Origin of the sequence: Olivibacter sp. EAT-5 (assembly GCF_044784325.1) — a bacterium.
In the GTDB taxonomy this organism is placed as follows: Bacteria; Bacteroidota; Bacteroidia; order Sphingobacteriales; family Sphingobacteriaceae; genus Olivibacter; species Olivibacter oleidegradans.
Genome location: NZ_CP173028.1, coordinates 4,744,429 through 4,766,462, shown reverse-complemented (window position 1 = coordinate 4,766,462; position 22,034 = coordinate 4,744,429). Strand labels below are relative to the sequence as shown.

Below are 22,034 nucleotides of genomic sequence, written 5' to 3'. Positions count from 1 at the left end.
TTTATGTTAGCTAAAGAGTTTTTTCTTCTCTTTAATAAGTATAAACAAGAAAACAGGTGAACCCAAAAGGGCGGTAATTACGCCAATCGGCAATTCAATCGGAGCCGCTAAAATGCGCGCCAGTACATCCGCTACGGCCAAAGTAAGTGCGCCAAATATTGCAGATGCAGGTAATACAAACTTATGATCAACTCCCCCCACTAAACGAATAATATGCGGCACGAGTAAGCCAACAAAACTGATAATTCCGGATACAGCTACCGAAGCGCCAACAGCCATCGTGGCCAACACCACCACTTGCATCTTCACCCGGTTAGGGTTTAATCCCAAAATGCTAGCCTGTGTCTCGCCCAAAGAAAAGGCATTCAATGATTTTCCTAAAAACGGTAAGATAATTAAAGGAATTAGAATGAAAGGAGCAGCACTCCCCACTGTCTGCCAAGTGGCTCCACCCAAACTACCCAGCATCCAAAATGTAATGGTACGTAATTGTTGTTCGTTCGCCAAATAGGTCATTAGCCCAGTCAACGCCGTAGCAAAGGCATTAATCGCGATGCCGGCAAGTAACATGGTGGCTACATTGGCACGACCGTTGGTCCGTGCTATATTATATACCATGAAAGCGACGACACCAGCTCCGATAAAGGCTCCGAATGATAATAAATAATATCCAAACAGACTACTTAATCCCGCAAGTAAACTTAATTCCAATGTGATGACAATAACCGCCATAAGAGAAGCACCCGCGGAGATGCCTATCAAGCCAGGTTCTGCAAGTGGATTACGGAATATCCCCTGAATGGCAGCACCGGATATACCAAGTGCAGCTCCTACAAGTAGTCCCAATAGTAAACGCGGAAGTCGGACAATATAAATAACGCCTTCACTGGTCGCATCCACTTGTCCTTTGAAAAAACCTAACAGCTTAGCCAAAATTGTCATCACTTCACGCATGGAAATCTGAAAAGCTCCAAGTGTTAACGAAAAAAAAACAATCAACACTAGACCGCTGATCAGTAAAGCATATATAACTGACTTTCTCATGTTCACTTTACCAATTCCTTATGTAGTGCTAAAATCGCATCAGGTAAACGAACCGTAAAGTTTGTAAGAAGTTGACCATCCATATCAATAATGCGCTCGTTCTTACCGGCCTTGGTTAATTTGATGCCTGGCATCTTTAAAACGGAAGCCTTTCCGCCGAGGCTACTCAAACCGAAGTCAAACATCAGTATGATATCGGGATTAGCCCTTACCATAGCTTCTGTGGTATAAGGTTTAAAATCTGAAAATTCTTGAATGGCATTTTCTGCACCTGCTAATCTGATAATTGCATCAATACTACTGCCTTTACCTGCCACGCTCATTGTACCCGTACCTCGTGCATATATAAATAACACTTTCTTTTTCACTTGTTTAGACGCTTTGACTGCCGCTATTGCAGCTTGAAGTCGCCTTTCAGTTTTTTGGGCAAGTATCTTTCCCTTTTCAGGTATACCAAGTGCGTCTGCGACGGATTGGATAAATTCGATAGCTCCCCGAGAACTGTACTGTTGATCAAAAATAACTAAACGTATGCCGGTGGCTTTCAGTTGATGCTGTATTTCTTTGCTAACATGACCTTTTGGCGCTAGTATTAAGTCGGGCGCAAAAGACAATAAACCCTCCGTAGAAACCGATCGATTCCGACTGACCCGTGGCAACTGTTTGACATAAGCTGGATAAATACTCGTCACATCCGTCGCGACAAGCTTGGCGCCAAGCCCTAAGGCATCTACAGTCTCCGTCAGCGCACCACTAAGTGTTATAATCCTGTTTGGAATTGCATAACAGGAAGAAATAATGCAACCCATTAAAAAAGTAAGAAATAATTCTCTTTTCATATATGTTATTGAATACACGCAAAAATTACAACGCAAAACAAATGTTATTTAGAACAATTACAAAATACGAAAGCTTCATATTCAATGCATTCTTCCGTTTATGGCGGAATTCATACAAAATAAGGCGTTTCTCATACAACCTTTTTAATGGATTATCTCAACATTTGTATCATTATTTAGAATGATTAAAAATAATATTGAGGCAAAAATGCTCAGATTCTACATGTTTATGTTTTGCTTGTTTCCTTCAGTTGTATATGGCCAAGTCAAAGGGGGGCTAATTGGTTCGGTTTCTAACGAAGAGGGACAAACTATTGCTGCTACTTTAACTTTAAACCCCGATAATCATTTAATAGCGATAGAGAGTGATGGTTCCTTTAAAATCAATGATTTATATACTGGAACCTACACCTTAGCAATTACCCGTATAGGCTATAAAAGCTATACGCAATCTATAGACATCAAAGAGAATGAGACTACACATATAAGAATAATACTAATAAAAGACGAACATGCTTTAAATGAAGTAGCCGTTACCGATAAGCATATTCAAGAGGATAACCTTATCTCGACGATTAATTCGGCCATGCCGGTAACCGTTATAACACGTAGACAAATTGAATTGATGGGAAGTCGACGATTGGATGAAATATTAAAGGAACAAACGGGCATTGCCATCGTCAATAACATTGCCAGGGGAAACCGTTCGGTAGGCGTTCAGTTACAAGGTTTTTCTTCAGAATATGTCATGATTTTAATAGATGGACAGCCTATGGTTGGCCGTAATGGAGGAAGTTTTGATTTGTCGCGGATCAGCGTAATGAACATTGAACGTGTTGAAATCATCAAAGGAGCCGCATCCTGTCTTTTCGGAAGTGAGGCAATGGGAGGTGCCATCAATATTGTGACTCGCCATGGCGCCCTACAAACGCAAGGAGCGGCATCCTTACGTTATGGATCGCTTAATATGCTAGATGCCACCTTAGAAGGCGAAACACCTTTTGCATCCAATCGAGGGGAAGCCAGCTTATCCGCCAATTTCTATCACAGCGATGGATTCAATGTAAACAGTCGGTATCAAACTAGGGGTACTACCGTGCCGCCGTCAGACAATTATACCTTACAAGGCCGAGTGCGTTATCGTTTAAGTAAGAACACGAGCATTGGTGCAAGCGGGCGTTATGGATTGCGGGAATCGGTGATGACACGTGGATATGGAAGTGATACCTATAAAGATGATATGAATGAGGGCGATATCAACGCCTCAACCTATTTAAATACTTCTTACCAAAATGGCTTGCAATCCCTCAGCCGTTTTTATTTCACGCATTATACCTGGCATTCGAAAATCATATGGGATACCGGCGCACTGGGTGAGCAGAGCAATTTTTCACAATCCATCTTCCGCTTAGAACAGCAATTCGCTTATAATAGAATTACCGATTTATCATTAACCAGTGGCTTTGGCGGTACACTGGAAACGATGGAAGATCAATTACTTGGTGATGTTCCTTCTATGAAAAATGGGTTTGTATATGGTCAGGCGGAATGGCGGTTAACGAATCATCTACAAATCTTAGGGGGTGGTCGTTATGACTATCATGCATACTATGGTGGTCGCTTCAATCCTAATCTGGGGATTACTTATACTCCTGCTCACTTTGTAACACTCAAAGCGGCCTTTGGTACCGGCTTTAAAACACCCGATTTTCGTCAACGTTTTCAAATTTTCACTAATCCGCTCGTTGGCTACACGGTATTGGGAGCAGACATTGCCAGAACACAATTAACGGCCATGCAAGAGGCTGGGCAGCTGAGTGAACTGCGAAATTATACGTTCAATAAATTACAACAAGATGGCCTACAGGCTGAACAAAGCAATACTTTCAACCTGACTGCGACAATTGCTCCTTCAAGTACGTGGCAGGTAGAGCTGAGTGGTTTTTACCATCACATAAAGAACCAAATCAACAGTTTTCAGGTAGCCACGGCAGGCGATGGACAAATGATCTATTCCTATTTAAATCTTCCAAAGGTTAACAATAAAGGCTTCGAGGCTTCATTTTCTTATAGACCTTTACCGGATTTGGATCTTTCAATAGGTTACCAATACCTGGTTTCCAAAGACCTAAGCGTGAAGGATAGCATTTTAACGGGAAATTGGCCATATTACGCTCTTCGCAATCCTACAACCGGAGAAACTTTTCGCTCGGAGACTTCGGACTACTGGGGATTGGAAAATCGCTCACGACATATGGCCAATCTCCGTGTCTTTTATAACTATCAGCCTTGGGACCTTGGACTTACTTTTAGGTTGAACTATCGAGGTAAATATCCTTTTGAAGATGCTAACGGAAATTACTACATCGATCGATTTGACATTTTTGTTAATGGTTTTTTGCTCTTCAATGCATCAATTGAGAAAAAGATATTTAAAAAACACCTGACTCTGCAAGTCACAGCCGAAAACATCGCTAATTACACCGATTATCTGATGCCCGGACAATTAGGCCGTGTCGTGTTAGCGGGAGTAACTTATCGATTTTTTAAAGAGGGATGATAAACTATGAACGAGGAATGATGAATATGGATAATCATTAACCAATAACAAACAGCCAATAACTAAAGGCTAAAACGAATACTAATAACTAATAACAACATGAAAACAATAAAATCAAGATGCCGGTGGTTCCGATACCTAAACTGGCTATTCGATGCCGATAGAAGATTATTTTTAAGTGTTGCTATCGGCCTATCGTTAATAAGTGGCTGCAGTAAAACAGATGAAGCAGTAACTCCAGGTTACGAAGATGGGAAAAGTACAATCATATATGACCTGGCAGGAGATACAGATGCATCCATGTCGAATGGTGTGGATGGTAAAGAAAAACGACCGTTTTATACTTTTCTTTATCGTCTAAGGGATAGGAGACAAATTTGGATACGTGATGCGGCCGACTCGGCCCGCTATTTTAAAACAGCCGAATGGGACCTGGCCTTCACAGGGCCTTACAATAGCGAGATTTATGTCAATAATGCCGGTGACGAATTTAATCCGGGATTTGAAGGTCCGGCAACACAGACCGCTGTTGTAAAGTACGACCGACCTTATGCTTCCGTAACCGAAGCCCCATCCGATGAGGTATTTAATCAAAGTAAGGTCGGTAAAATCGGTTGGGCATCAGGAGAAAATTCGAATGGTTGGTTCAATTATAGCCTTAACACGCATTTGGTAGTACCCATTAAGAACAGGGTATATGTCATTCGTCTTGCCAGTGGTAAATACGCCAAGCTTGAGCTTATTAATGTATACAAAGGTAATCCGCCATCAGTAACTGATCTGAACTGGCCGGCACCTTATTATACCTTTCGCTATTTTGTTCAAGAGGATGGGAGTAAAAATCTTACAACTAATTAGTCACTTTCAAAACATAGAAAAGTATGATACAAGTACCATATTCTTTAAACCGTAAATCACAGATAGTCTACATGATTTTTTGTCTTCTATTTACGATCGCTTTAGTAAACACATCTTGCTCGAAGGAGAATACAAGCCCCGTGGAAGAACCGAAAGAAGAGGAGCCCGGTGAAACAGTCCCATTTTACACTTTGCAACGAGTGGAAAACCTAGCGATGGAAACAGACGATGAGAACCCCACCTCGGCAAAAACAGCCGTACTTTTCTCTTTGGAGGATAAGAAAGAAGTGCAGCTGACCTATGCAAAAACACAGCGTTGGGATGTTTCATTCACCCACCTGTATAACAGCTTCTTAGGTGCTAATAATGGTCAAAACAGCACTAGTAATGGATATGGTGGTGCCGGTCAGGGAGGGATTCTGGTACTTGAACAAGCCTTTGACGAAGTAACAACCATTCCGGCAGACAATCTATTTAAAACCGGAAGCGGAATCGTGGGCACCGATATTGCCGGGGACTTTGGCGAGGGGATAGGCTGGTATTTATATGATTTCAGTGGAACAATAGTAGGAGATGGAAGTTACGACAAACAACACGTGGCCTACGCACTTAGTAATCCTTTAACGTTAACGAATGGAACAGTCGTAAAAGCCAGAACCATCGTAATTCGCACAGCAAAGGGTAATTATGCCAAAGTCAGAATGATCAGCTGTTATCAGGATGCTTTCACGTCTGATAAATGGTTTAGAAACACTCCCCATATGTTTTTCACCTTTGAGTATGTTCTTGTCCCCAAAGGCAGCACCACCTTTGAAATTAAATCCTAATCTATATATTTGAAATGAAACGAAAGTCAGCAAACCTATTTTTCATTATTATCGTTTTTCTAAGCCTCAGTGCCTGTACAAAAACAGCGGATCTTCCTCCACTTTCCAACAGTAAAATTGTAGCCTATAAAGTACCTATAGCAGATGGTGCTATTTTAGGAGCAATTGATGAGAGCGATAAAACGATTACTGTTTACTTACCATTTTATTATCAATTAGATGTTATCGATCCCGAAATAACCGTAGCCGATGGTGCCCGCTTGCAAGAGGAAGTAAAGCCTGTTGCTGTATTGGACAGTTCTATCACTTATACCGTAAAAGGGGCTGATCAGAGCACGGCTACGTATAAACTTATCATTGTGTTACAACAAATTGCTCCCTTAGTTATTCAAGAACTTTCGAGTGAAACGACTATTACAGCATGGGGCGTAGGAGCTTCTAACATTGTACTTCGTGGCAATTTTAACACCAATGATCCAGCCAAGATTTCAGCGTACCTAGTGAACGAAGCAGGACAAGAAACCGCACTTTCTGCCAATACCGGCATCGGTCCTGCCAACGTAACGGTCTCAATAATTGGCAACGAAAAGCTTTATACATTCGGTAACTTACAAATACCGCAAACATTAGATACGGGTTTATATAAGGTTAAGGTTAAGGTGCAGGCCTTATCAGCGGAAAGTCAGTATCCCGTACGGTTGACGTACCAGCAACCCGTTATAGATCATCATACCATTACTGTAAGGGGTGGGGATAATTTCACCATAAAAACGACTTCCAGTGTCTTCCACGATTTTCGGGAATTTAGCATTATCGTAAATGGCGAAAAGGTATTACTACCAATCGAAAGCTATACGCGTACCGAAGCCGTGATTCGCGTACCCAACAGTGTACCTCCTGGACAATACTATCCGACAGCATTTTTCGGAACTTTTAGTCCATTCAGCACGAATTGGCCCATAACCGTTGTCAGTGAATAAGAAAACAATCCGGGCATTGCCCATTAGTTATATATAAGTTTAATTAAAAAAGAAAAAATGAAACAAAATATCTTAAAATCAATGGCGGCATTCGCCTTTTTAGCTTTAACATTTACTGCTTGTAATAAATCAGAAACAGCTGAGCCGAATTTGGCATTAGAACAAGAAACGGCGGTTATTCCTGTTGGAGGAACTGCAACGGGTGGCTTTACGAACACGGCTACCACGCCTTCGGCATCAGGCTGGGGAAATGTAGGATATAGCCTTTTCGATAATGCCGTTAGCACCAGTGGAAACGAGGTCGTATTTAACCAGAATTTTAACGGCAATATCACCGAGGCAAATGGCTATAATTTAGGTTACATAGATCTCCCTAGTGTAAGCAACGTATCGGCAATAACATTGGCTAATTTAAGTACAACCAATTGGAGCGTTACCACATTAGGAAGCAATGGCGCGGTAATCGGCTGGTATAACTATAACTCAAGCACCAGGACTATAACACCGGTAGCTAATCGTTATGCTGTAGTGGCTAATAACACTAATTTGAGCACCGCAACTGAGGTCTTCGTTGTGCAGTTAACTTCCATTGTAGGTACCGGAACCGGCCCTTACCACACGGACGTTGATTTCTCCACTAAAAGATTGAAATAAAACACCCTTCTTAAAATACTGAAACAGGGTCATACATTCGCGTGCAAACCCTATTTCAGCAGTATTTAGCAGGCTAAGCCTGCAAGTTTTAATAAATGCCCGGATTGTTCATGGTATTTATTGAGGCAAAGATAAGGAATAGAATGAAAAAAAAATTGACTTACAATTATTTACATGAAACCATTATATAGCTGTAAAAAAGAAATGTACCCTTTTAAAAATTTCGTAAAGCCTTGGTGTCTTGTTAGCTTAATATGTATTGCATTTTCTTCGTGCAAAAAGGAATACATAGATTATCCCTATGCGGAGATTATCAATTTCAGTATCATCGATGCCAACGGCGCTGTGCTAAAAGCAGCTGTTGACAATAACGAAATCATTATTTATTGGCCACCCGAGCAAGCTGTTCCCGAAACCGTGACGCCTACGGTGACAGTATCGGAGCGAGCTAATGTACAACCTGCCTCCAATACGCCGATAGCTTTTACAGACGGTACAAGTTTTACGGTTACTGCCGAAGACGGAACAGCCAAGGTATATAAACTAAAACGAATCATTAATGTACCGAAACCTTATGTGACGGACTTCAGTGGCATAACAAGTTACAACGATAAAAATTTCATATTAGTTGGTGATCAGCTTAGTTTCGCCGGAGATTATTTCAATACAACGGAAGGGCAACTGAAAGTCTTTTTTCTCACAGCAGATGGGCGAGAAGTGGAAGTACCTATTTCCAATAGTACATCGCTAAATATTTGGGCTATTCCAGATGAAATGACTGTCGGCACCTATACGTCTATTCGATTAGAAAGTGCTCCGTATACCATTACTGTAGAAAGAGATTTTGAAGTAATTGAAGATCCGCGGCCAAGTAACATACCCTTAAACGAAGCCATTACATTGAAAAGAGGAGAAGAATACAAGCTGGCGGGGAAAAACCTAGATAAAGTAACCCAACTGCTCTTGAATAATCAAAATTCCAGAACTTATATACCGGTAGAAATAGTAAACGTCTCATCCGATGAAATTACGTTAAGAATTCCGGTTGATTTCCCACTAAACACCTATCATTCGGTGCGATTTATTTATGCGTCCACTCCTTATTTCTCGGACACGATTAATACGCTTTCTTTAAACAATACTCTTACGGTGACAGAGTAATAGTATATGAATATCATTGAATGGCTACTAAAGAGAAAAGAAACAATTCATGCGTCTAATTAGCAAGATATTATGCTATCCGTTTTTAGTAACAATTCTTTTTTCCTGTAAAAAGGAGGATTTAGGATTAACAGACGAAGTAGTTTCGCCAACAACCGGTACACCGGTGGAGTTTACATTGGATTCTATTTTCCTTTACGCAAAACAAGTGTATTTATGGCGTGAAACTTTGCCCAGCTATACTGAATTTGATCCTCGAAATCGTTACGAGGCTGTCAGTCCTGAATTAAGGGCTTATAAATCGGAGTTATACGATATTTCACAGATGAACGTCAACCCTCAAACAGGCAATTCTTATGAGTTGCCTGTATATGCAGGCAGTCCTAAATATTCATACTTGGAGCAGGGAACTCCAAACAATGGCATCTCAACAATGGCCACTATAGCGAACACCGGTTCGGAGTTCATGCCTCTATATAAGGTTGTTGAAACTGATAATAAAAAAATCGGCTATCTTTCCCTGGCCTCTTTTCCCGCTCTTACTGCCATTAAAGAGCAATTGAAAGCTATTTTCGATTCCTTCGCTAAAATAGGGATTACCGCCCTTATTATTGATCTTCGATCAAATGGGGGTGGTTATGTTGAGACTGTCGAATACCTGGCTAATTTAATCGTGCCTTCCAATTTAACCGGAAAGGTCATGTACAGTGAGAAATTTAATGACCTGATGCAAAATGGAAAGGCCACCATCCTTAAAAATCAATTATATAGGGATGCCAATGGTAACGCAGTGCGCTATAAAGGGCGTTTAGCTACCATGGCGGATGTGAACTATAGCAAAAGCTTCAATACCATTCTGTTTCAAAAAGCCGGCAATCTCGAAACGATTAACAATGTTTATTTTATCATTTCCGGTAATACCGCCTCAGCCAGTGAGTTATTGATCAGTAGTTTAAAACCTTACTTTGATGTTAAACTTATTGGCCAAAAAACATATGGTAAACCGGTAGGCTTTTTTGGTGTTCATATTGGTTCTTATACCATTTATCTCAGCAGTTTTATTTTGCAAAATGCCGTGGGTTGGTATGATTATTTTGAAGGGATGCAACCAGATGTGACAATAACTTTTTCTACCGATACTTCCTTGGGTAATCTAGATGAACCAGGATTGTATACCGCTCTTTCCTTAATAGGAGGTAGCTTCAACTCGAGCAGCTTTTCAAATCGAAAATCTTTTACAAGCAGTGGTCACGAGGATATGAACAAAGAAAATTCATCTACAATTCAAACAAGCATATCCGGAAATTATATACCTATATATAAACAGCAATTCAAGCTAAAATAAACATTGCGCCAGTTGCCATCACGCTAATAAGGCCTTTACAGATGGGCTGGTAAAAGCAAGGGGAATTGAAGTGATATTGAATCAACGATTTCGCTGTTATCGCTTTGGTTTAAGTGGCTGTTGCACTACCTGTTTTTTAAGATTTTAAAGATTTGAATTTGGCACATGTTTTAACAGGCATTCTCAGGCACTTTGCCAAGTTAGAAAGCAGGCGGTCAGGTGGCGGGAACGAATAGGTCTAACTGATCGAAAATGAACTGCACAAGTCTTTTTCCGGCCAATTTTATTCTTTTCAGCTTGTCGATCCGCTTTTTCGGGCTGAACTTTAGCATTTTTTTAAGGTTGTAGGCAATTGCGGCCATAGTCAGACATTTATTGGCCTGGGCGAGTCCTTTGGTATTGACCCTTTTCATTCCCAGGTAGTTGACCAGTGTGCCGATGACGGGCTCAACCGTGCTCTGCCGTTTCTTCATCAGGATTTTAGCTTTCCTTGTCTGCATACGCAGGTGCATTCTATCATAATAGGGTTTGTCAACGGTCTCCTGTATCAACGCACCCCTGCTTTTATTTTTAAACACAGTACACTTATCGCGTAAGGGGCATACATTGCATTCTTTTTTGTTTGCCCTGTAGTATTTGTTCAGATATCCCAGGCTCATACCTGTACCTCTATAGGTCAACTGTTTACCGTTGGGGCAGATGTAATAATCTCCATCGTGATCATAGGTGAAACCGGCCCTTTCGTATATAAACTGCGGCCTGTTGGGTATATATCCTATGATATTATTGTCTTCCAAAGCTTTCAGGGCCTCTCCGCTGCTATATCCCGTATCAGCCAGAAGCTCCTCCATATTTAAGCCCTGTTCTTTCAGGTTATCCACCAGCTGTGGCAACAGAACAGGCAGGCACATGCTGTCTTTCCTGTCTGCTGTAAAGGCCTGTATGTGGGTAATCATATGGGATGCCGTATCCACACAGACCTGCCCCAGATAGTTCAGCGCCATTGCTTTCCCTTTTTTTACCGACATTTTTGCATCGGGATCGGAAGGACTGATATGCGTATCGTTATGCGGGTTCTTTTTTGGTCTGAGTAAAGGGTAGTGACGATCCTTTGTCTTTTTCATTTCCACGCTGCGGGGAGATGGGCTTTCTTCATTCTCTTTCAGCTCCCTTGCATAATTCTCCGCATCTTCGAGTATATCCTTCCGCACCATACTGTCCAGTGAGGCATTGGCCTTCACGTACACACCATCGACTGCCTGCCTCCTGCCGGATATCATCCCTTTTTCGATACATTGGCCCAGCACCCGCTTGAAGAGCTCGCAGAAAACCTCCTGACCGTACAGCTGACGGGTACGGCTCAGCGTGGAATGCCATGGCAGCTCCTCCCCAAGGTCATACCCCAGAAAATAAAGGATATCCATCCGCATTCCCGCAGCGCTGACGATACGCCTGTCACTGCCAAGGTTCTCCAGATAACCTACAAGAACCAGCTTCATAAAAACAACCGGATCAATGCTTTTCTGACCCTCCCGACCATAATAACCCGCTGTCGAGGCATATAGAAAGTCAAAATCCAGCATCTCTTTCAGCCGTCGATAAAAATTGTCCGCCGGAACATAGTCCGAAAGTTGAAAATGGATGAACAGTTTTTCCTGATATGTCTTCCTTCCTTGCATGACCTAATTTACTACTATTCAAGGATTTTATTAAAACAAGTTATCAACGCTTGCGAGTTGTGCAACAGCCACTTAATCCAAACATGCGCAAAACCGAAGAGCGAAACGATGAACTCATGAACTCCTTTGAAAACAAGTAAACGTGGTTAGGTTAAGGCGGTGCCCGTCGCTAAACTGATTTATTTACCCAAGCTTGAAGCAAACACAACGACAGTTAAGATAAAGGTGTGTAAGTTTACAGCAATAGTCGATTGCTTTACAACAAAGTTGATCTAATTTGCAACAAAAGTAGCTGCGTTTGTTAGAAAAACCTTCGCTTTTGCAATTAACTTTCGTTGAGCTACAAAAGACTTAGTTGTTTTTATAGCAAAGGTTCGCAACTTTATTATAGTGTTCCATGGAGCTCCTATGAACATGGTTACAGCTATAAGAAACTTACGAATGGTTGCAACAAAATTATGTGAGTTTATGACAACTTTAGGTAAAGCTGCAACAAATGCAAGTACTTCTGCAATAATAGCAGTACTGTTTACAGTAAAAGTGCTTGCGTTTATAACGAACGCACAAAAAGTTATTGCAAAGTTGGCCATATTTAATTTAATGTTACCTAAAGATATTAAAAACTTACCGGAGTTTACTTCCGTCTTACTTAAGATAGTTATAAATTAGGTAAGATAAACGTCTTCTTTCACTTGCAGTCGTAGGTCAACCGTCGACGAAATTGATACAAAATTAAGCGGATTGCATACAGACTTTATTTTCAAATTTTACAATCTTTGTTTCAGTCGATCGTTTAATTAGATAACGGTTATCGGACATATTAACAACAAATAACGAATAACAAAATATGTTAAGTACTAAAATAAAAGAAGCTACAAAAGCACCTCATCAACAATTGGAAGGCGTAGTAGTGAGAAAATTAAAAGCAATCAACGGTGATAAGGATTATGCTGAATTTCTAAAATTTTTCTACGCCTATTTTAATGCGGTAGAAGAGGCTATCAAGCCCTATATTACAGACGCTGTTTTACCGGATTATAAAGAAAGAAGAAATTCCGGCTACATAAAAGCCGATATAGAAGCTTTAGGCGAAAGCACAGATCAGCTACCTGAAGTAGAAGCTCCAACTATAACAACGGTTCAAGAAGCCTTAGGTGCGTTATATGTGTTAGAAGGTTCAATTATGGGAGGAAGTATCATTGTTAAAATGCTTGAAAAGCTTGGCATAACAAGGGGATTGTCCTTCTTTTCAGGCTATGGAGCAGAAACCCCACAGAAATGGAGCATATTTGTAACTGTTTTAAATGCGCACGCTAAAAATGAAGGAGAGGAGAACCTAGCCATTAAAGCCGCCAACAACACTTTTTCGCTATTTGGAAGAACATTTGAACGCGAAGAAGTGGCTTAACGCGTAAATGATTTTAAAACCTAACAGAAAGGCCGAAATAATTTCGGCCTTTCTGTTTATTACTTAAGGTAACCGTTATAATCCGATTATTCTACGTTGACAACTGATTTGCTATTGCTTGGGGTAGCCTTTGTTTTCCCTCTGTTATCACGCGCCATTCTCGAATAAAGTGACAATTTTCTATCAAAAATAAACCTTAATAATAAACGCGTATAAGATCTGTGATGGCCCAAGGAGTCATAGTAAGGACCTGCAATTTTCTTAATTTTTGGCAAATTGTTCCATGGAATTGATGGGAAGTCATGGTGTTCATTATGATAGCCGACATTTAAATTGACAACATTTAATACCCCATAGTAGCTTTTCGTTTCCTGATCTTCATCATGGGTTAAAAAATGCTCTTGAATCCACCGAGCACCAAGTGGATGCAACCCTACCGAGAAAAAAAAGCTGGCAACTAAATAAACCACTGCTTTCCACTGCCAGAAATAAAAAATCAAACCCATAAAGATGAGCTGTACGAGATAATTCAACGCTACCCATTTATCAAACATCTTAATCTCTTTGCTCATCCGTCCCAAGCGCGATGCTTGAACAATAGGATATAAAAGTAACCATAGTGCTTTTCCCAGCGTAGAGTTGTTAACCAGCTTTGCCTCCCATTCACTGGGCATATCAGCATCCAATTCCTCGATGCCCTGAAAAGCATGGTGTTTCAAGTGATACTTCTGAAAGGATACTGAACTTGGGAATACGAGGGGTAAATTTGCAAAAATGCCTGAAAGTGTGTTAAGCACTCTATTTTTGAAGATCAAATTGTGTGAACATTCATGAATACAAATAAATAAAGTATGACATGCAAAAGCACCAATTAAATAAGCACATGGGAAGATAAACCACCACGATTCATCATACAAAATCCATGACATGGCTATTTGTATACCTACACATAGGACTATCACTAAAAAGGTATACGGATTTCTACCTATTAAATGTCGAATTTCGGGATGACTGGATATGATTTCTTTGGTTCTAAGTTTATGCGGTTCACAATTTTCCGACCAGCTAAAGCTCTTTTTCTTACTCATTTATACACATTAGGGTTTGTTCTTAATAACGTGTAAGATATTGCAAAAGTATTAGAAATGCAATTTTTTTGTAAAAATTCACGAAATTATTTCTCTTTTTGAAATCAAAACGATTAATCGACATACAATCATTTCTTATTCAATAAATTAGCCTTTTCCTCAGCACTTATATCTCCTTTTTTATCCCTATTTCTATTGCGAAGCATATAGATAAGACTCGATTTTTGCGGCAGTTTTAGCGCAGGCAAAACAGCTAGCAGGATAATAACGGCCGTTATTAGAAAACTATTTTGCAAGGCGAAATGTTCCGCTACCTGATCGGGGTATTGGTTTTCCAAATAACGATCATATATAAATGTATGTATAACTGCACTTACGGCTATTCCAATGGAGCCTCCTACCTGTAGGAACAAACTGTTCAGCGCCGTTGCAGTTTGCGTCTGATTTGGTTTAACAGCATTGAGAAGCGCCGTAGAAACCGGTGCTACCAGTAGGCTCATGCCGAGCCCCCGTATTGCCATCGTAAATAAAATAAACCATATGGAAACACCGATATCAATTCTAGCCAGCATAAAGAAAGAAATAGATACAATTAAAATACCGCTAATTGATATATTTCGGATCATTCCTTTATCGGCTAATCTACCCGATAACGGCCTGCTTACCAGCATAATTAATGCGTTTGGCAGCATTAACAACCCGGATTCAATTTCGGTATAACCTAACAGTCCCTGAAGCAAAAAAGGTAAAAAGAACATGCCGCCATAAAGAGCCAAAGATCGAATAATCGTTATCGTAGCAGCAACATTAAATTGCCTTATTCTAAAAACATTCAGGTCGAGCAGTGATTGGGGCTTCTTTGCTGACTGTACAAAGAAGTACAGCATCAAAAGTGTAATCAGGAGGCCAACGAAAAATGAAACAGATAAAAAGCCTTGCTTACTAATCGTCGATATCGTGTATTGTAAAATGATAATAAAGATTGAAAAGAATATAAATCCCCTTACATCAAACCTACTTTCCTTATCCACTTGCCGCTTTAAAAAGCTTAAGTAACGTATTGAAAAAAAGATCGTTAAAGCCCCGATCGGTAGGTTAATATAAAAAATAGATTCCCAGCCCAAGTAGTGCGTGAGTACTCCACCAAGTGTTGGGCCCAAGGCGGGTCCCATCACATTTCCCATTCCCCACCAACCAATTGCCGTACCGCGTTCTTCTTTCGGAAAGGTCTCGCTTAAAATTGCCAGCGAAGTGGGGGATAGCGATCCGCCGCCTATAGCCTGTATTATCCTGGAAATAACTAGCATGTCCAAACTTACCGAGAGACTACACAATAAGGAACCAAGGGTAAAAATGATAATACTTCCAAGAAACAAATAATAATAACCAAAGCGTTTCTTTAGCCAGTTCGTCAAGGGTATAAAAAGCGAGAACGAAATCATATAGGCGGTGATTACCCATTCAATTTGGTTAAGATCAACCCCGAAATCATTTCGCATTACCGGCAAAGAAACGTTTACAATGCTACTATCAATTGCCGCCATGGACGTAGCCATCATTAATGTAGCGAGTACAAAGGACCTGTTTATTAACATGTTTTGCAAAGATACTCAAATCGTATATAAACTCTAGTTGATCAACTTCATATCTCATGCCGGTTTATATTGAGATTAATCGGCGCTTTATTCTCGAGAACTTCACCCGATAATGAACATCTTACCCCTTTTAACTGTTAAAAACATAGTTGCTTAACTGAACTAATTTAACTTGAACGCTATGTTAAGAGATTTACTGAACGATTTTTTAGCACCATGTGATATACAGATTAACGGTTCCAGACCCCACGACTTACAGGTTGTTGACAGTCGATTCTATAAAGAAGTTCTAAAACGAGGTTCGCTCGGTTTAGGTGAGTCATTTATGCAAGGCTGGTGGGTTTCAAACGATATTGAGGAACTCTTATATCGTTTAATCCAAGCTAATTTAAGTGACAAATTTAAAAGAAAACCAACCCTATTCTGGTACTATCTGAAATCAAAGCTATTTAATTTACAGAATAAGAAAAGATCGATAGATGTAGCCTTAAAGCATTATAACATTGGCAACGAACTTTATCAATATATGCTCGGAAAAACGATGATGTATTCTTGTGCCTATTGGAAAGATGCCAAGACTCTAGAGGAGGCCCAAGAAAGAAAACTAGATCTTATTTGTAAAAAACTGGATTTATCCCCCGGTCAAACTGTTTTGGATATAGGTTGCGGTTGGGGCGGTTTTGCAAAGTTTGCAAGTGAAAATTATGGTGTTACCGTAACAGGAATCTCCATTGCCGCGGAGCAGATTGAGTTTGCCAAGACATGGTGCCATAAGTTGCCCGTTGAATTTAGATTGCAGGATTATCGCGACTTGGATGAAAAATTTGACCGTATCGTTTCCATTGGAATGTTCGAGCATGTCGGATACAAAAACTATCGCATCTTTATGCAAACAGTGCATAATTGTTTAAAATCCAACGGTCTCTTTCTGCTTCATTGTATTGGTGGAAACGAGGCTTCAACAGCAACTGATCCGTGGATACATAAGTATATATTTCCAAACGGACTAATACCTTCACCAAGGCAATTAACCGCTGCCATGGAACCTTATTTCACGTTGGAAGATTGGCATAACTTTGGTCCTGATTACGAGTTGACCCTGAATGCCTGGCAAGAAAATTTTAAAAACTATTGGCATTGCATAAAAAACAGTTATGACGATCTCTTTTACAGGATGTGGCTGTATTATTTAAATGTAAGTGCAGCTTCGTTTAAAGCCCGTCATAATAATGTTTGGCAATTGGTCTTATCAAAAAAAGGGAATATAGCCCGCTATTTCTCTGTACGTTAAGAGCCCATTCCGAGGATGTCTAAAAGCCGTCTTTGTGACTGACATGTTTAGTTCATGTAATGAAAGAACCCTGACGTTGGCAGCGTAGCGACTTCCAGACATCCTACGGATTAAATGGAATATTAAACTTGAGAAGAAAGTATATAATTTACGATGTCCTTTATTTTTAGATCAATCAATTGATCCAAATCCAAGCCAGAGAGCCAACCGGTAAAATCGATACCCTCTCCAAAATGTGCTTTTACTTTTTCCGAAAAAGAGACGATCTCAATACTATCCATCTCTAAATCTTTTGTAAAAGAACTTTCCATCGAGATGTCCATTTCTTCAATAAATTCTTCACCGATAATATCTGTTATAAACTGCTTCAATAAGCTAAAGATTTCCTCACTTTTTAGTTTGTTGTAATTTTCTACAGTGTCCATCCTATGATATAATTGTTGTACTTAATTGTTTTAACTTTTATACTTTCAATAATCAGCTCATCCCCCTCAATTGCACCTACTTGATAAGTCTTTGGATTGCCGGCCAAGCCCTTCCCAATTGACTTCCCATAAGCCTCTTTTGCTACCCAAAAGCGCGTAATCCACTCGTCCCGATCTTTTTTTCCTTTTAACAAAAGTCGTTCGTTGGCCGTCAGGGCGATTTCTTCAAAACCCACCCCTCTCGACTTGATTTCTTCCATATCGATTCCAACAGGTTTACCGAGTCGTGCAATGGCTACGGCTTCATCATTTTTATGTGCTATTGAGATCTGAACATCTGCAGCTAAAGGCCCTTGTATAACGGGCTGTCCGGTAGCAAGTTTAGCAATACTAAATTCTATGGGGTAATAGGCAGTGTTCGTTTCTCTTAAGAGTAATGATCTTATCGCATCTCTTAGGGCAACACGACTAACTAACCATTTCTTTCTCTTGTTAAGCGCTAAGCCGTTTAGGAAGTTACGATCCGCTAGTGGCAAGTAACGTTTTGCAATAAAATCCCACGAAATAACTTTTTGGTAAGCCTTGTGAAATTTGAATACCTCCGGATATATCTCCTCCGACAATAGGTTGAATTTAGGAGACATAGACACTTGCCATAGGCGTTCGTCAAACTCCAACCGTATATTCTGCCATCCATTAATCACCGCCCAGACCTTTCCGTCTCTTTTAAGCAGAAAGTTGGCGGTAGCCGTTTCATCATTGATGTCCGTTAGCGAACACGTACATTCGAATTCGCCTGTCTGATCAGCGAAATCCTGATAAAATATAATTTCATCGATTTTGATAGGAAATGCAACTTTATTCACCTTTAAGGTTAATTGCAACCATAAGCCGAATAATTGCCCGGCATTATCTAGCAGTGAGCCTTTTCCTCCACTGCCAACGATTATTCCCCTTATTCCCTTATCACCAATAGAATTGACAGCTTTTATACCTTGATAAGCTGGCCCATGGAACATGTGTCGATCATAAATGGTTACGGGATCAATTTGTATATCCAATAAATTACCCACCGTTAACAGTTGCAAAGAAGAGCTCTCCAATTTTTCAGCTAATACAACTTCCGCCTCGGCATACTTATCAATACGGACGCTCCATATAGAGTCATTTTTCCTCTCACCAACTACTTTTTCCCTGAACGGCTTACTCACATTCATCCATTGGAAAACCCGGATCTGTTGTATTCTGCTCAACTTTCGTTGTCTTTCGTGATTAAAAGCAGCTTCACCTAGCAATTCCAAAATCATTGTCATCGGAATTACCGGATCCATATCTTCCGGACAATGCCAACCTGGCTTTTGTTTTACCAGTGCATGGTCTATAAGATAGGGATGCTGATCTAGCGAAATATTGAACGGTGTTTCAAAATGCCCGGGCACATGAGATTCGGTTCCAAACCTATTAAAACGCTGTGGTAGTGGATTCGAAAACTCCTTGTTTTCAATCAGTTCGATCAGATCCGAATACATACCCATCGCTTCCTCCATATTGTCCATCACAGCCATCGCAAGTGGATGTTTTACCGTTCGTTGTGTTCTCACATAACCGGTATCTTTAGGTGGTTTTGTAAACGATGAATGGACCGGGAAATCCCACGTGCTTACAAGCGGTGAACCAAGATTTAACTTAACAGATGCATTCTTCTGTGATTTTGTTTGAAGACCTAAAAAATCTAAGTCGACTTCTTTACCGTCGACATACAATGAGGCAAGTATTCTTCGCAACTGAGATAATCCATCTCGATAGGGAGAAGTAGCAGATAAAGCATTATATGGATTTCCTTTAAGGGTATCATCAACAAAGCCTGTTATGCCGCCTGCTCCAATCTGGATAAAAACACGCACTTGTTCTTGATGGTATAATTTTTCAATAAGCTCCCTGAATCTAACCGGCTGTATTAAATGTTCAACATTAAGTTGCCTTATCGCCTCCACTGTATCAGGGTAAGGGGCCAGGTTTGTGGCAGACCAAACTGGAATCTTTACCCTTAAAAAATCTATTTCTTCGATGCCTTCTAATATTTGAGGCACTCTATCTTTAATAAAAGGACTATGGAAACCGGATTGAAATGGTAAAACCTGATGAAAAATTTGGTGTACCTTCAATTCCGTAATGAGCTGCTCAATTGCTTCGTGCGTACCGCAGAGTATTACTTGCTGAGGGCAATTGTCATTTGCTAAATAGAGGGACGGAATTTTTTCTGAAATCCCCTTAATACGTTCATAACTACAACCAACTGCGATAAACCTGGCATAGCTTACTTCAAACAATTGAGGATCAAGCTTTGTTATTAAATGTTTGACAGAACTCGTTGTAACCAAACCTGCTGACATGGCCGCCAGCCACTCGCCCATGCTATGTCCTGCATTGATATCCGGTACAACCCCGAGTTTTTTCATCGCTAGATCAATCGTTCTACTATTTTGAAGTTGATTCAAGGCAGAAACAAAAACTTTTGTATCATGCATAGAATCTTCAAGTAGAAACTCCTGCTCTATTTTAAAGTATTTGGAAACACTTTCGGTTTCGCCCGATGATAAGCCATCTAGACCGGGGAATAGAAAAGCAATTTTCTTCTCTCCGCGTAGTAGCGGCGCATTTGTATACCATATATCCTGTCTATTACGCCAGGGCTTATTTTTAGTCACGATATTGATCGCCTTTTTAATCCGGTCTACCGTTGGATTAAAAACTGCTATGCGAAAATCACCATCGCCTATATCATTGCTACCACTTTCTAGCGCTAATATTAATTCATCCACACTTTTTCGTGCCAATACTCGCACTTCATCCTCTGCTACTCGCTTGGCCTGATGTACCGTATTTTTTACTGTAAAAGCTTCCAATACAACATGCGCATTGATGCCGCCAAAACCGAAGGCATTTACACCGGCCCTTAGCGGTAAACCGCTGCTAGACCAGTTTATCGGTTCATTTACCGGTTCAAATCGAGTTTCGGCCAAAACCTCAATAGGTGAATCGCAGTGCAAGGTAGGGGGCAGCGTGTCATTATACAGTGCTAGAGCCGTTTTTATTACACCGGCAATGCCAGCCGCGGGCATCGCATGTCCAATCATGGATTTTACACTTCCGATTTTTGCTTTATTCCCTCTACTAGCCGAACCAAACACCAATTTAAGCGTTTCCAGTTCAGTACGATCGCCAATAACCGTGGCGGTACCATGGGCCTCTAAGTAACCGATATCGTTAACAGACAAACCAGCTTGTTGCCATGCCTGTTCGATTGCCCTCGCTTGTCCTTTGGTGGAGGGACTCATGACACTCGTTCCCGAACCATCGCTGCTTATACCGACACCTTTTATGACACAATAAATCCGATCACCGTCTAATAATGCTTTATCGAGCGTTTTCAAGACTACGAAACCACAACCTTCACCAATTATTAATCCGTCGGCGTCCTTATCAAACGGCCTACTTTGCTGCCGTTTGGAAAGCGCTCCCAATTGATGGAAAATACTCCAAAATGTGGCGTTTTGGCCGACATGAACACCTCCGGCAATGACCATATCCGATCGATCGTTTACTAATTCGTTCACAGCATGGTCTATAGCCAATAAAGAACTTGCGCAGGCAGCGTCAACGGTATAAGCGGCTCCTCCTAGGTTAAAACGATTAGCCACTAATGAAGCAATCAGGTTAGGTATGAGGCCCATCGCAGTATCCGGAGTGAAGCGCCCTTTTTTCTTCTGGAACTCCTTTTTTATCCGCTTGATCTCCTCCTCTTTTAAATCCGGCATTAAGTGCCGTATAAGATTCACCAGCTGCTCTGCTACATGTACAACTTCGACCGCTCGCGTCGCCCCAGGCCCCACGTAATTGCCTTTTCCTATGATAATAGAAGTTCTATCAAGTTTGTATTTGTTCTTCCAAACACCGGCATCTTCCAAAGCGCTATGAACTAACTGAAGCGTGAGTAATTGGTCAGGTTCCATCCCTTCTACAGCAAGTGGAAGAATACCGAATGTAACGGGGTCAAAATGCGCATAATCATCAATAAAGCCACCACGCGAGCAATAGAATCGATCGTAGGATTCATCATCGGAAATAAAATACCGCTCGTTAATTCTACTTGACGGTATGGGTCCCGTAGCATCAACTTTCTTTAAAATGTTATTCCAATACGAATTGATATCGGGAGCTCCCGGAAATACAGCAGACATCCCGATAATTGCAATATCTTTTTTATTCATTTCTGCGTA

The 22,034-nt window shown here is 40.6% G+C and carries 17 protein-coding genes; 10 read left to right on the top strand and 7 right to left on the bottom strand.

Annotated features, from left to right (window positions below; all coding sequences use genetic code 11):
- Positions 1-6: 6 nt before the first annotated feature.
- Together ACH11B_RS19805 and ACH11B_RS19800 are read right to left on the bottom strand one after the other, a co-directional pair.
- Positions 7-1,044 carry an iron ABC transporter permease gene (locus ACH11B_RS19805; RefSeq protein ID WP_130855972.1) on the bottom strand — a complete coding sequence of 346 codons (1,038 nt, stop codon included), beginning with the start codon at positions 1,042-1,044 and terminating at the stop codon, positions 7-9.
- Between the two features lie 2 nt (positions 1,045-1,046).
- Entirely contained in the window at positions 1,047-1,883 is an 837-nt protein-coding gene (locus ACH11B_RS19800) for a hemin ABC transporter substrate-binding protein (RefSeq protein ID WP_013666954.1), read from the bottom strand.
- A 181-nt stretch (positions 1,884-2,064) separates the two neighbouring features.
- Between ACH11B_RS19800 and ACH11B_RS19795 the strand changes: the two genes are divergently transcribed.
- The 7 genes from ACH11B_RS19795 to ACH11B_RS19765 all read left to right on the top strand — a co-directional run bounded on the left by ACH11B_RS19795 (position 2,065) and on the right by ACH11B_RS19765 (position 10,268).
- A complete protein-coding gene (locus tag ACH11B_RS19795) occupies positions 2,065-4,443 on the top strand; it encodes a TonB-dependent receptor domain-containing protein (protein WP_377608890.1) in 2,379 nt (792 codons plus the stop codon).
- A 99-nt stretch (positions 4,444-4,542) separates the two neighbouring features.
- The gene (locus ACH11B_RS19790) at positions 4,543-5,301 is read left to right on the top strand and encodes an HmuY family protein (RefSeq protein WP_130855974.1); all 759 of its coding nucleotides are present in this window, start codon (positions 4,543-4,545) and stop codon (positions 5,299-5,301) included.
- A gap of 23 nt (positions 5,302-5,324) precedes the next feature.
- The gene (locus tag ACH11B_RS19785) at positions 5,325-6,128 is read left to right on the top strand and encodes an HmuY family protein (RefSeq protein ID WP_377608892.1); all 804 of its coding nucleotides are present in this window, start codon (positions 5,325-5,327) and stop codon (positions 6,126-6,128) included.
- 14 nt (positions 6,129-6,142) lie between these two features.
- Positions 6,143-7,108, top strand: a complete 966-nt coding sequence (locus ACH11B_RS19780; protein ID WP_377608894.1) for a hypothetical protein — start codon at positions 6,143-6,145, stop codon at positions 7,106-7,108.
- 57 nt (positions 7,109-7,165) lie between these two features.
- Positions 7,166-7,762, top strand: coding sequence for a hypothetical protein (locus ACH11B_RS19775; protein ID WP_013666949.1), 597 nt, complete (start codon positions 7,166-7,168; stop codon positions 7,760-7,762).
- A 174-nt stretch (positions 7,763-7,936) separates the two neighbouring features.
- On the top strand, positions 7,937-8,923 hold the full coding sequence (locus tag ACH11B_RS19770) for a hypothetical protein (RefSeq protein WP_130855976.1): 987 nt from the start codon (positions 7,937-7,939) through the stop codon (positions 8,921-8,923).
- Positions 8,924-8,972: 49 nt separating this feature from the next.
- Complete coding sequence (locus ACH11B_RS19765; RefSeq protein ID WP_377608897.1) at positions 8,973-10,268, top strand: S41 family peptidase; 1,296 nt, start codon at positions 8,973-8,975, stop codon at positions 10,266-10,268.
- Between the two features lie 215 nt (positions 10,269-10,483).
- Here the strand turns inward: ACH11B_RS19765 and ACH11B_RS19760 are convergent, their stop codons facing one another.
- Positions 10,484-11,947 (bottom strand): IS1182 family transposase, encoded by a 1,464-nt coding sequence (locus ACH11B_RS19760; protein WP_404273982.1) that lies wholly within the window; start codon positions 11,945-11,947, stop codon positions 10,484-10,486.
- A 441-nt stretch (positions 11,948-12,388) separates the two neighbouring features.
- On the opposite strand from ACH11B_RS19760, the gene ACH11B_RS19755 reads away from it, so the two are divergent.
- On the top strand, positions 12,389-12,616 hold the full coding sequence (locus ACH11B_RS19755) for a hypothetical protein (protein ID WP_377608906.1): 228 nt from the start codon (positions 12,389-12,391) through the stop codon (positions 12,614-12,616).
- Between the two features lie 178 nt (positions 12,617-12,794).
- Positions 12,795-13,355, top strand: coding sequence for a biliverdin-producing heme oxygenase (locus ACH11B_RS19750; RefSeq protein ID WP_289553109.1), 561 nt, complete (start codon positions 12,795-12,797; stop codon positions 13,353-13,355).
- Between the two features lie 86 nt (positions 13,356-13,441).
- Here ACH11B_RS19750 and ACH11B_RS19745 read toward each other — a convergent pair whose 3' ends face one another.
- Together ACH11B_RS19745 and ACH11B_RS19740 are read right to left on the bottom strand one after the other, a co-directional pair.
- A complete protein-coding gene (locus ACH11B_RS19745) occupies positions 13,442-14,443 on the bottom strand; it encodes a fatty acid desaturase (RefSeq protein ID WP_377608908.1) in 1,002 nt (333 codons plus the stop codon).
- 128 nt (positions 14,444-14,571) lie between these two features.
- The gene (locus tag ACH11B_RS19740) at positions 14,572-16,038 is read right to left on the bottom strand and encodes an MDR family MFS transporter (protein ID WP_377608910.1); all 1,467 of its coding nucleotides are present in this window, start codon (positions 16,036-16,038) and stop codon (positions 14,572-14,574) included.
- A gap of 181 nt (positions 16,039-16,219) precedes the next feature.
- Here ACH11B_RS19740 and cfa point away from each other — a divergent pair, with 181 nt between their 5' ends.
- Positions 16,220-17,329 (top strand): cyclopropane fatty acyl phospholipid synthase, encoded by a 1,110-nt coding sequence (gene cfa / locus ACH11B_RS19735; RefSeq protein WP_289553107.1) that lies wholly within the window; start codon positions 16,220-16,222, stop codon positions 17,327-17,329.
- 122 nt (positions 17,330-17,451) lie between these two features.
- Here cfa and ACH11B_RS19730 read toward each other — a convergent pair whose 3' ends face one another.
- On the bottom strand, positions 17,452-17,754 hold the full coding sequence (locus tag ACH11B_RS19730; RefSeq protein WP_013666941.1) for an acyl carrier protein: 303 nt from the start codon (positions 17,752-17,754) through the stop codon (positions 17,452-17,454).
- The gene (locus ACH11B_RS19725) at positions 17,742-22,025 is read right to left on the bottom strand and encodes a beta-ketoacyl synthase N-terminal-like domain-containing protein (protein ID WP_377608912.1); all 4,284 of its coding nucleotides are present in this window, start codon (positions 22,023-22,025) and stop codon (positions 17,742-17,744) included. The genes ACH11B_RS19730 and ACH11B_RS19725 overlap by 13 nt, the downstream gene beginning before the upstream one ends.
- Positions 22,026-22,034: the final 9 nt, after the last annotated feature.

Coding starts and splice junctions, on each gene's coding strand:
- ACH11B_RS19805 (WP_130855972.1), bottom strand. CDS start 1,044: ATGAGAAAGTCAGTTATATATGCTTTACTGATCAGCGGTCTAGTGTTG.
- ACH11B_RS19800 (WP_013666954.1), bottom strand. CDS start 1,883: ATGAAAAGAGAATTATTTCTTACTTTTTTAATGGGTTGCATTATTTCT.
- ACH11B_RS19795 (WP_377608890.1), top strand. CDS start 2,065: ATGATTAAAAATAATATTGAGGCAAAAATGCTCAGATTCTACATGTTT.
- ACH11B_RS19790 (WP_130855974.1), top strand. CDS start 4,543: ATGAAAACAATAAAATCAAGATGCCGGTGGTTCCGATACCTAAACTGG.
- ACH11B_RS19785 (WP_377608892.1), top strand. CDS start 5,325: ATGATACAAGTACCATATTCTTTAAACCGTAAATCACAGATAGTCTAC.
- ACH11B_RS19780 (WP_377608894.1), top strand. CDS start 6,143: ATGAAACGAAAGTCAGCAAACCTATTTTTCATTATTATCGTTTTTCTA.
- ACH11B_RS19775 (WP_013666949.1), top strand. CDS start 7,166: ATGAAACAAAATATCTTAAAATCAATGGCGGCATTCGCCTTTTTAGCT.
- ACH11B_RS19770 (WP_130855976.1), top strand. CDS start 7,937: ATGAAACCATTATATAGCTGTAAAAAAGAAATGTACCCTTTTAAAAAT.
- ACH11B_RS19765 (WP_377608897.1), top strand. CDS start 8,973: ATGCGTCTAATTAGCAAGATATTATGCTATCCGTTTTTAGTAACAATT.
- ACH11B_RS19760 (WP_404273982.1), bottom strand. CDS start 11,947: ATGCAAGGAAGGAAGACATATCAGGAAAAACTGTTCATCCATTTTCAA.
- ACH11B_RS19755 (WP_377608906.1), top strand. CDS start 12,389: ATGGTTGCAACAAAATTATGTGAGTTTATGACAACTTTAGGTAAAGCT.
- ACH11B_RS19750 (WP_289553109.1), top strand. CDS start 12,795: ATGTTAAGTACTAAAATAAAAGAAGCTACAAAAGCACCTCATCAACAA.
- ACH11B_RS19745 (WP_377608908.1), bottom strand. CDS start 14,443: ATGAGTAAGAAAAAGAGCTTTAGCTGGTCGGAAAATTGTGAACCGCAT.
- ACH11B_RS19740 (WP_377608910.1), bottom strand. CDS start 16,038: ATGTTAATAAACAGGTCCTTTGTACTCGCTACATTAATGATGGCTACG.
- cfa (WP_289553107.1), top strand. CDS start 16,220: ATGTTAAGAGATTTACTGAACGATTTTTTAGCACCATGTGATATACAG.
- ACH11B_RS19730 (WP_013666941.1), bottom strand. CDS start 17,754: ATGGACACTGTAGAAAATTACAACAAACTAAAAAGTGAGGAAATCTTT.
- ACH11B_RS19725 (WP_377608912.1), bottom strand. CDS start 22,025: ATGAATAAAAAAGATATTGCAATTATCGGGATGTCTGCTGTATTTCCG.